This is a genomic window from Protofrankia coriariae (assembly GCF_001017755.1).
Taxonomy (GTDB): domain Bacteria; phylum Actinomycetota; class Actinomycetes; order Frankiales; family Frankiaceae; genus Protofrankia; species Protofrankia coriariae.
The window spans coordinates 73,217-83,128 of record NZ_JWIO01000019.1; the positions used below are offsets into that span (position 1 = coordinate 73,217).

General features: G+C 73.0%; 8 protein-coding genes and 1 pseudogene (1 of these 9 running past the window's edge). 1 reads left to right on the forward strand and 8 read right to left on the reverse strand.

The annotated features are described in order from the left end of the window. The 6 genes and pseudogenes from allB to FrCorBMG51_RS13555 form a co-directional block, all read right to left on the reverse strand. Positions 1–1,347 (reverse strand): allantoinase AllB (gene allB / locus FrCorBMG51_RS13535; protein WP_235433559.1); only part of this gene is annotated, 1,347 nt, incomplete at its 3' end. Further along, complete coding sequence (locus tag FrCorBMG51_RS33860) at positions 1,344–1,988, reverse strand: molybdopterin cofactor-binding domain-containing protein (RefSeq protein ID WP_420848614.1); 645 nt, start codon at positions 1,986–1,988, stop codon at positions 1,344–1,346. The genes allB and FrCorBMG51_RS33860, both read right to left, overlap by 4 nt. Beyond that, positions 1,954–2,358, reverse strand: coding sequence for a molybdopterin cofactor-binding domain-containing protein (locus tag FrCorBMG51_RS33865; protein ID WP_420848615.1), 405 nt, complete (start codon positions 2,356–2,358; stop codon positions 1,954–1,956). Before FrCorBMG51_RS33865 ends, FrCorBMG51_RS33860 begins: the two co-directional genes overlap by 35 nt. A gap of 275 nt (positions 2,359–2,633) precedes the next feature. Next, positions 2,634–3,935: pseudogene (locus FrCorBMG51_RS33870) on the reverse strand (molybdopterin cofactor-binding domain-containing protein); the annotation flags it as partial. Positions 3,936–4,136: 201 nt separating this feature from the next. Further along, on the reverse strand, positions 4,137–4,751 hold the full coding sequence (locus FrCorBMG51_RS13550) for a (2Fe-2S)-binding protein (RefSeq protein ID WP_047223425.1): 615 nt from the start codon (positions 4,749–4,751) through the stop codon (positions 4,137–4,139). Between the two features lie 8 nt (positions 4,752–4,759). Continuing rightward, on the reverse strand, positions 4,760–5,713 hold the full coding sequence (locus FrCorBMG51_RS13555; protein WP_083731097.1) for an FAD binding domain-containing protein: 954 nt from the start codon (positions 5,711–5,713) through the stop codon (positions 4,760–4,762). 648 nt (positions 5,714–6,361) lie between these two features. Here FrCorBMG51_RS13555 and FrCorBMG51_RS13560 point away from each other — a divergent pair. After that, positions 6,362–7,621 (forward strand): Rieske 2Fe-2S domain-containing protein, encoded by a 1,260-nt coding sequence (locus tag FrCorBMG51_RS13560; RefSeq protein WP_047223426.1) that lies wholly within the window; start codon positions 6,362–6,364, stop codon positions 7,619–7,621. A gap of 522 nt (positions 7,622–8,143) precedes the next feature. On the opposite strand, the gene FrCorBMG51_RS13565 is transcribed toward FrCorBMG51_RS13560, so the two are convergent. Together FrCorBMG51_RS13565 and FrCorBMG51_RS32545 are read right to left on the reverse strand one after the other, a co-directional pair. Then, positions 8,144–8,587: a hypothetical protein gene (locus tag FrCorBMG51_RS13565; RefSeq protein WP_157180496.1), complete on the reverse strand. Its 444-nt coding sequence runs from the start codon at positions 8,585–8,587 to the stop codon at positions 8,144–8,146. 353 nt (positions 8,588–8,940) lie between these two features. Further along, positions 8,941–9,912 carry the 3' portion of an adenine deaminase C-terminal domain-containing protein gene (locus FrCorBMG51_RS32545; protein ID WP_476742160.1) on the reverse strand. Its footprint extends 837 nt past the window's final position, so only the last 972 of its 1,809 coding nucleotides appear in the window; its start codon lies beyond the right edge, outside the window; it ends in the stop codon at positions 8,941–8,943.

The window sequence follows — 9,912 nt, forward strand, 5'->3', positions numbered from 1 at the left end:
GTCGCCGTCGGCCCGCCTGCCGCGCAGGTAGGTGGCACGCACGACACCGTCCAGCGTCCGGCCCGCGTAGGGGGTCAGCGGATGGCGGTGGGCGAGCCGGGCCGGGTCGACGACGAAGGACCCCTCGGGATCGATCACGGCGAGGTCGGCGTCCGCCCCCGGGCTGATACGCCCCTTGTGCGTCAGCCCGACCAGGTCGGCCGGGCCGGTGCACATCCAGCGGGCCACGTCGGCCAGGTCGTGGCCGCGGCGGCGGGCCTGCGTCCACACCGCGGCCAGGCCGAGCTGCACCGAGGCGATCCCGCCCCACGCCGGCCCGAAGTCGCCGGAGTCGACGGCCTTCAGCTCCGGTATGGACGGCGAGTGGTCGGTCACCACCGCGGTGAACAGGCCCGCGGCGAGCCCCTGCCACAGCCGCTCCCGGTTGTCCTCCCCCCGGATCGGAGGTGCACACTTGTACACAGTCGCACCATCGGGAACCTCCTCGGCGGTGAATGTCAGATAGTGCGGGCAGGTCTCGGCGGTCAGCGCGACTCCGGCGTCGCGGGCGGTCAGCACGTCGTCCAGCGCCGCCGCCGCGGACAGGTGCAGGACGTGCAGGCGGGCGCCGGTGGCCGCGGACAGCGCGGCGAGCCCGGCGACCGCCTCGGTCTCGGCCGCCGGCGGGCGCGCGGCCAGCNGGCGCGCGGCCAGCCAGCGCGCGTACCGCCGGCCGGCGGCAGGCGGCGCCGCGTCCAGGACGGCCGGCGACTCGGCGTGGACGACGGTCAGCGCGCCGAGCCGGGCGGTGTGGGCGGTGGCGGCGGCGAGCACGTCCATCCCGACGTGTGGGAACTCGTCCACCCCGGACGGCGCGAGGAACGCCTTGAAGCCGAACACCCCGGCGTCGTGCAGGGCCGAGAGGTCGGCGAGGTTGCGCGTGTCGGCGCCGATGATCCCGCCCCAGAAGCCGACGTCGACCCATGACTGGCCGGCCGCGGCGGCCCGCTTCACGGTCAGCGCGGCCAGCGACGTCGTCGGCGGGATCGCGTTGAGCGGCATGTCGATGATCGTGGTGACCCCGCCGGCGGCGGCGGCCCGGGTGGCGGTGGCGAAGCCCTCCCACTCGGTCCGGCCCGGCTCGTTGACGTGGACGTGGGTGTCGACCGCCCCGGGCAGCAGCGCGAGATCACCGAGATCGGTGACGCCCGGGGTGGCGCGCACCGCCTCCGGCCGCGTGACGGCGGTGATCCGCCCGTCCCTGATGTGCACGGCGGCCGGCCGGACACCGTCCGGGGTGACGACCCGTGACGAGCACAGCACGACCGGACGTTCCGGCAGCTCGACCGGCCCGACCGGCCCGATCATTGGCCACCACCGACATCTTCAGGATCGTCAGATTCGTGATCGTCGAGGCCCAGCAGGTCCTGCGGGCGGATCGGCACCCGGCGCAGGTCCCGGCCGACCGCGTCGCGCACCGCCGCCACCACGGCCGGCGTCGCCGAACAGGTGGGCGCCTCGCCCACCCCCTTCACCCCGTAGGGCGCCCCCGGCTGCGGATGGCTCAACGCGACGAAGTCCAGCTCCGGGACGTCGGCCGAGCTCGGCAGCACGTAGTCGTGGAACGTCGGGTTGCGCACCACCCCGTCCCGCACCACCAGCTCCTCCATGAGCGCGAGCCCGAGCCCCTGCGCCGTGCCGCCCTCGACCTGCCCGCGCAGCGACAGCGGGTTGAGCACCGTGCCGACATCCTGGACCAGCGCCATCGACACCACCCGCACCAGCCCCAGGTCGACGTCGACGTCGACGACCGCGCGGTGCGCCGCCGCGGCGAACGCCACGTGCACGTCGCCCTGGCCGTCGGCGTCCAGCGGCTGGGTGCGCCGGTGGCGGAAGACCTCCACCGCCTCGACCGGCCCGTCGGCGAGCGCGTCCGCGAGCGTCATGCGCACCCCGGCCTCGCCGGCGACAATCTCACCGCCGGCCAGCGTCAGCAGTCGCCGCGGCACCGCGGCGACGTCGTCGGGCAGACCGAGCCGGCGGGCCACCCGGGNGCCGGCGGGCCACCCGGGCCAGCAGCCGGTCGGCGACCGTGGCCGCGGCGGCGCGCACGGCACCGCCGCTCATCCACGTCTGGCGGGACGCGCTGGTCGACCCGGCGCTGCCGGCGGTGGTGTCCGCCGGGGCGAGCACCACCTCGTCCACGCCGAGCTCGGTGCGGACGATCTGCCCGGCGATCGTCACGAAGCCCTGGCCGACCTCGGCGCACGCGCTGTGCACGACAGCCCGGGGCGTGCCGTCCGGCCCGGTCTCCAGGCGCACCCGGGCGGTGGCGTAGTCGTCGAACCCCTCGGAGAACAGCAGGTTCTTGTACGCCACCGCATAGCCGACCCCACGGCGGACGCGGGCCGGGTCGGNCGGCGGACGCGGGCCGGGTCGGCCGCGGCAAGGCGCCCGCCGGGCAGCGACGTCACCGGCGTCCGCGCGGAGACCGGCGGTGGCAGCGGCCGGGCCGCGAGCACGTCGATCATCTCCCGCAGCGGCAGCGGATCGGGCACGACCTGCCCGGTGGGCAGCACGTCACCCGGTTCGAGCGCGTTGCACCGGCGCAGCTCCACCGGGTCGATGCCGAGGGCGTCGGCTAGCCGGTCCATCTGCGCCTCATGCCCGATGGCCACCTGGGGGACACCGAAACCGCGCATCGCCCCGCACGGCGGGTTGTTCGTGCGGACCACCCAGCCGTCCAGCACCGCGTTGGGCACCCGGTAGGGCCCGGCGGCGTGCGTGACCGCGTTGGTCAGCACCGCCGGGGACGACGACGCGTACGCCCCACCATCCAGGATCAGACGTGCCTGGACGCTGACCAGCAGCCCGTCCCGGGAGGCGGTGTGCCGGAACCACATCCGGGCCGGATGCCGGTGCGGATGGCCGAGGAACGACTCGACCCGGTCGTAGGCGATCCGCACGGGGCTGCCGGTGACCAGCGCGAGCAGCGCGCCGTGGATCTGGAGCGTGATGTCCTCGCGTCCGCCGAAGGCCCCGCCGACACCGGCGAGGGCCAGCCGCACCCGGTGCTCGGCAAGGCCCAGGCAGGCCGCGACCTGCTCGCGGTCGGAGTGCAGCCACTGCGTCGCCACCCGCAGGTCGACGCCGCCGTCGGCCGTCGGCACGGCCAGCGCGGCCTCGCAGCCGAGGAACGCCTGGTCCTGCATGCCCACGACGTAGGAGTCGGTGACGCTGACCGCGCCGCGGGCCGCCGGGTCGCCGTGGCGAAGATGGATCTCGCGGAAGACGTTCCCGTCGGGATGCAGCAACTCGAACGCGCCAGGACCCGCCAGCCCGTCCGGGCACGGCGGCCCTCCGGCACACAGCGATCCGGCGGGAGACGGCGATCCGGGGCCGCGGGCGGCGGCCACGATCCGCTCGGGGTCGGTCCAGGGTGGCAGCGGCTCGTAGTCGACCTCGATCGCGGCCAGCGCCGCCGTGGCGGTCCGGGCGTCCACCGCCGCCACCGCCGCCACCGGTTCGCCCTGATAGCGCACGACGTCGGCGGCGAACACCGGCTGGTCGGCGACGATCAGGCCGTAGGTGGCCCGGCCCGGCACGTCCGCCGCGGTCACGACCGCCGCCACCCCGGGCATCCGGCGGGCCGCGGCGGTGGTGATCCGGCGGATGCGGGCCCGTGGATGGGGGCTGCGCAGCGTCCGCGCGTGCAGCATCCCCGACAGACCAAGATCACCGGCGTACGGGAAGGTACCACTGACCTTGGCCGGCCCGTCCGGGCGTGGCACGGACGCCCCGATCCCCATCCCCTGATCGCTGGCTGCCTGGTTGCTGGACGCCTGGTCGACGGACGCCTGGCCAGCGGATGTTCGATCAACGGATACCGCGCCGGACGGCGTCCGGTCGGTGACCATCCGGTCGACGTGGTCAGCGGGCGGACACGGGTTCATCATCGTTCCGATCTTCCGCGCCGCCCGCCGGCCCGTGCGCGGCCACCGGCCCGTGTACAGCGGCCAGCCCGTGTACGGCAGCCAGCCCGTGTATGGCGGCCAGCCCGTTGTGGGCCGCGGGCCGGTCTCCGGGCGCGGATCCGTTCCCGATCGCCAACCCGTCCCGAGCTGGCGGCGGGTTCCCGGTCGCTGGCCCGTCCCCGGTCACCGGCCTGTCCCCTGCCGCTGGTCCGTTCCCGGCCGCTGGCCTGTTCCCGGCCGCCAGCGGGTGTCTCCCGGTCGCCGGCGGGCTTCCTGGACCGACCGGATCGCGGCGATGATCCGCCCGTAGCCGGTGCACCGGCAGATGTTGCCGGCCAGCGACTCGCGGATCTCGTCCTCGTCGGCGTCGGGACGCCGGGCCAGCAGGTCGGTGACGGCGACGACGAATCCTGGCGTGCAGAAGCCGCACTGGACAGCCCCGTGGGCGAGGAAGGCAGCCTGCACCGCCCGCGCCGGCCCGCCCACACCCAGCCCGGCCACGGTCGTGACCTGGGCGTCGGCGGCGTCCGCGGCAAGAACCGTGCAGCTCGTCACCAGCCGGCCGTCCATCAGGACCGAGCAGGAGCCACACCGGCCCTGCTCACAGGCGTCCTTGACCGACAGCACGCCCAGGTGGTCACGCAGCACACGCAGCAGGGACTCCCCGAACCAGGCGCCGGCCACCTCCCGCACGCCACCGTCGATGTGGAGCTGGTAGGACACCCGCGGCCCGGCATCGTGCGACGGGCACGCCGGGTCCTCATCAACCGAGACGTTCCGGTAGGCGGGCTCGCTCATGGGCGCGCTCACCGTCCGCCCGCGGACCGGACCGGCGACGGACCGGACAGGCAGCGTCCGGCGGCGCGCGCCGCCAGCACTCCGGCGGCGTGCCGGCGGTAGGCCACCGACGCCCGCGGGTCGTCAGGAAGCGGATCCTCCACGGCGCGAACGGCCTCGGTGACAAGCTCGCCGAAGCCCGCGACCACGTCGGGGGGAGCCGTACCCGTCGCCCAGTCGACCCCCGCGCGGACGAAGTCCTCCGCGGCGACCGGGCGGACCGGCCGGCCGGCCACCCCACCGATCGCGCACGCGACCCGCTCCCGCACCCGGTCGACGACCAGCGCGCACGAGACGACCGCCGCCGAGGCGGCCTGCCGCGCGCCGACCTTGAGGTAGGCCTGGGGACCGCACGGCCGCGGCAGCCGGACCGCTGTGATCAGCTCGGTCGGGTCACGCCCCTCGGCCAGATAGGACGGAACGGTCACCGTCCGCGCGCCGTGCACGCTGCGCAGGACGACCTCGGCGTCGGCGGCGCTGAGGAAGGTCAGCAGATCCCCGCGCGGATCGGCCGTGCCGAGCGCTCCGCCGACCGTGCCCAGGTTGCGTATCTGCGGTGATCCGACGACCCGCGCGGTGGCCGCGAGACCGGGCGACAGCGACCAGCCGGCCAGGTCCTGGTAGGTGACACCGGCACCGATGATGAGCCCGTCGGCGCTGGCGCCCCGGGTGCGCAGCTCCAGGACCCGGCGCAGGGCGATGATCCGTCGCGGCCGGCGGCGGCCGGTCCGCAGCGCGGGGACCAGGTCGGTACCGCCCGCGAGCAGGTCCGCCGCGCCGTCGGCGAGGATCTCGACGGTGTCGGCCACCGTCAGCGGCCGGTACAGGCTGGCCGGGCTGGCCAGGCCAGCCGCACCGAGCACCGGATGGTCGGCCGGGCGGGCGGTCTGAGCGCCGATCGTGCCGTCCGCGGTGGTAATCATGGGAGATGCCGTGGGAACGTCCGCGCGACACGGAAACCCGCTGGCAGGTATGGCGGCAGGGAAGACGGTCGGTCGCGCGCAACCCCACATGACAGCCGACGATAGTACTCCGAGGTTACACGCATGTTCACTATCGGCGACACGCAGGGTTCTCCAGCCGGCCACTGACAGAAGCCGTCCGGCGAAAACCGACAGTGCCGGATCGCAACCGTACTCATCCGTATTGGGCACGATACGTCCGCGGCGGGAATCATAGCTGCCCGGTACGGCGACGTCCGGTATTACCCGAAAAGGGGAGCGTTCTCACGACGGCGCTCACAGGTTCCCCGAACACGGAGACATCATGATCACACAATTTTCGGCGGTACGGGCCCCTGGCCCGGAGCCACGGCCGGGCAGCCCCGGGAACACGGTGACGGAACACAGTGAGATATCGATCACGCATCACCTTGCGTCACACCCGGGACGCGAAACCGAAACAACGGCTCACTTCAATCAACACATTCGAAGAACGCTTTTACCGAACTCGTCACCGGGCCGCGGACCGGACCAGGTCGAACCAGCACCTGGCCTGCGACCCGCGCCCACGGCCGGCGCCCCCGCCCCGGCAGCCCCTTCTCCCAGGAGGTGGTCGACGTCCGCCCACGAATGACGAACACGGATCCTTCGCTGCGACACGGTTGGCATCCGGTCGCGCGGTCGTCGGACATCGGTGACGAGCCGGTATCCGTACGGCTCCTCGGCGAACCATGGGTGATCGCCCGCCTCGACAACCGGGTGATGGCCCTTGCCGACCGCTGTCCGTATCTGCTGACGCCGCCGGCGGCCGGCNACGGCCCCCGGCGGGTCTGCGCCTACCACGGCTGGCGTTTCGTCGCGTCCGGCGCATGCACGGCCATGCCCGGCCCGCAGCACGCGCCCGGCCCGCAGCCCGCGCCCGGCTCGGAGCCCATGTCCGGCTCGGAGCCCATGTCCGGCTCGGACGTCTCCCGGTCGGAACGCGCCCGGGCCACCTCGGCGTGGGGCGCCACCGAACGCCACGGGCTGATCTGGATCGCCCCCGCGGAACCGTTCGCGGACATCATCGACCTGCCCGAGACGGACAACCCCACCTTCGTCTCCCGATGGCTGGACGTCAGCCGGAGCCGGGCATGCGCGGGTGTGCTCACCGACGATCTCCTCGATGCGGCGAACCTGCCGTTCGTCCATCCGAGTCTGGTCTGCGCCGACCCGGTCCGCACCGGCCCGATCCGCGCGGGCGCGGGCGGCACAGGCGAACAAACAATCACTTTTCGCCGTGACATCACTACCGATGGCAATGGATTCCGCCTGCGGATGGAGCAGACAGTCACCAATTCCGCGGAGCCGGTGACGACGACGGCTGGCCCGCGGCCGTGGAGCGGGCGCCGTCACCTGTCGACCTGTGTCTACCGGCCACCGTTCCAGCTCCGCCTGGTCCTGCGCTGGCCCGACACCGGGATCACCAGCACGATCTTCTTCTGCCTGCAGCCCGAGGACGCCACGTCCACCCGCATCTATGCCCGCCTGTTCCGCAACGACTGCACAGGGAGCCCCGACCGGTTGGCCGCGGCCGCGCGCGCCGAGCAAATGATCATGGATCTGCACCTCGCCGCGCGGGAAAGACACCCACTGGACGGCCTGCCTCTGGCAACCACCGACCGCGGCGCCACCGGCGCCACCGACAGCACCGGCACGGATGCCGACATGCCCACGGGCGGCGCGCTCGGTGACGCCCAGGCGAACGCGGATACCGTCGGGATCGCGTTGCGGCGGGCGCTGTCCACGCTGGCCGCGCTGGCTGAACGGACCCAGCGGGCTCCAGCGCGCGACCGGCCCGGCGGCATCCTCCGCTACGCCCGTCGCGCGAGGGCAGGTTCCCGCCCCTGATCTCCCCAACCCGGCCCGCCCGACCTCTCCGACCTCTCCGGCACGTATGAACGCACATACACAAGGACGACCGGAATCCTGGTACCGCTATCCTCCCATCCGCTGCCTTCCCATCCGCCCCGCGGCCGCCTACACCCATCCCACCTTTTGACCCGTGCGCACCGCTGCTGGCCGCCGCCTTTCCAAATCGGCGGTCAGCGGCACGAAATGCCAGCTCAAACCAGGCGCCCACGGCTCCGCGACCAGTGGTCGCCACAACAACCACGGTGGTTACGACAACTGCCCGGGACCCCTGAAAAGAACACTGCGACCGAGGTTGGATCTTCTCCCCGGCAACGTCCTTCTCGCCGGGACCGCGCTCTGCGGGATCATGCCGCCACCGCAACGGTCAGCTCGTGGCACTCCTACAGCGGAAGCCGTAGGTGGAAACCATCACCACCACAACGGTTTCCACCTACAGCTTCCGCGTCCGTAGGTGGAAACCGTTGTTACAGCAGCATTTTCCACCTACGCATTCCGCTGTTACAGGTTGTCGAAGAGGAGCAGGACAAGATCCGGACTGCCGTCACCGCCCGCGAGGAGCTGGATGCCCTGGCCCTTTCCCTCGAAGGTGAGCTTCGTCCTGCCGTCCGAGCCGCCCTGCTGCAGGAACTTGTAGCCGGCGGCGGGCAGCGCCTGTCGGTAGAACTGGACCGCCGCAGTGGGTGTCACGTCACGCAGCGAAATCGTCGCGCGTTGGGGCTTGGACACCGAGACCGTGGGGACAGCTCCCCTCGGGAACGGAAAGCCCGCGGGGACGACCGTGCCCTTCAGGGCCTCCACTCCCGCCGTCGCGGTCGTGGCGACCTGGGGAGCCGCCGTCTCCACCGCCGGAGGAGCCGTCCGCGACGGCAGTGCCAGATCGGTTGCCAGATCGGTTGGCAGATCGACGGGCGCAATGCTTGGCGCGGCCTCGACCGCTGTCACCGGCTCGGCCTCCACGGAGGACGACGACGTGGATCCACCACACGCACCGAGCAGAAGTGTCAGGCCGACACCGGCTCCGGCCGTCGCGGTACGGGCGGTACGGAACCGCGACGTCCTCGCCTGTCGCAGTCGTCAAACGCGTCAGATCTCCCACTCTCAGATCCTCCACGCACGGATGCGCTGCCCGTGCGTCCCACACATGTGTCGGCCCGCGGGGCCCATGGCCCTCATCACGGCTGGACCCGCCAAAGCTATGACCTGCCTGACGTGCCGGACGTCGCGGGGGATGCGGGCAGACCGTTCCGCCGGAAGGGCAGGCGGACGTTTCGCCGGGAGAGCGGGTGAACGTTCCGTCAGGAGAGCGGGTGGCAGAGCCGCTGGCCCAACGACGCGAGGGTGAGGAACGGTGCGGCGAGCGTGCAACCGAGTGCCGCGGCGGCCGCGTTGACGCCGTCCAACTGGTCGTGCACGGCGTCCCAGGGGGCGTCGCTCATCACGCCGGCCACCGGCAGCGGGCAGGCCGCCAGTACCCAGCCACGGTCGACCACCACGAAACCGCCGCCCATCCCCTCCAGCGCCCGGGCGGCCGTCATCATGTCGTGGTCGCCGACCCCGATGATGGCCAGGTCACCGGGTGCCACGCTCGTGGTCATCCCGATCGCGCCCTGGCGCAGGCCGATCCCGCGGATGAGCCCGACCCGTATCCCGGCGGGCCGGTCCCGATGCACGCGGCAGGTGACAAGGGCCACCTTCAAAAGATCATGCTTTGGATCCGCTTCAACGCTACCGGTGGCGCCATCGACGGCGACCGGCCGCACCGTGACACTTTCAACACCCGGAAAATCACTCTGCGCGAGGAGTACCTCGACCGCGTTCACGCCCCGACCGGCGGGGCCGACGGACGCCGCCGGCACGGTGAACGACCCGCTGTGCAGGCCGGCGGGCAGCGACAGCCGCTCCCGAGCCCAGGCGGGGACGACGTCAAGGTTGTCGAACAGCGGGCGGCCCCGCTCCGCGGCCAGCCGCCCGCCGGAGAGCACGACCTCCGGCGGCTGGCATCCGGCGATCTCGCTGACGATCTGGATGTCGGCCAGACGCGCCGGTGTGAGCGACCCGAGCAGATGGTCCAGGCCGTGGCGGCGGGCCGGGGCAAGGGTGGCCATGCGGACGGCGGTCATCGGGGCCATGCCCGCCGCGACCGCCCGGCGGACGTCCCGGTCGAGATGGCCGTGCACGGCAAGATCGATGACCGTGCGCCCGCCGGCGGCGTCCAGCAGAGCCTCCCAGGTGCCGTCGTCAGCGGTTCGCCCGACCGGCGGGCCCGC

Bases quoted from the DNA above. Each gene is read 5' to 3' on its own strand.
- FrCorBMG51_RS13550 (WP_047223425.1), bottom strand. From the start codon at position 4,751: ATGAGCGAGCCCGCCTACCGGAACGTCTCGGTTGATGAGGACCCGGCG.
- FrCorBMG51_RS13555 (WP_083731097.1), bottom strand. From the start codon at position 5,713: ATGATTACCACCGCGGACGGCACGATCGGCGCTCAGACCGCCCGCCCG.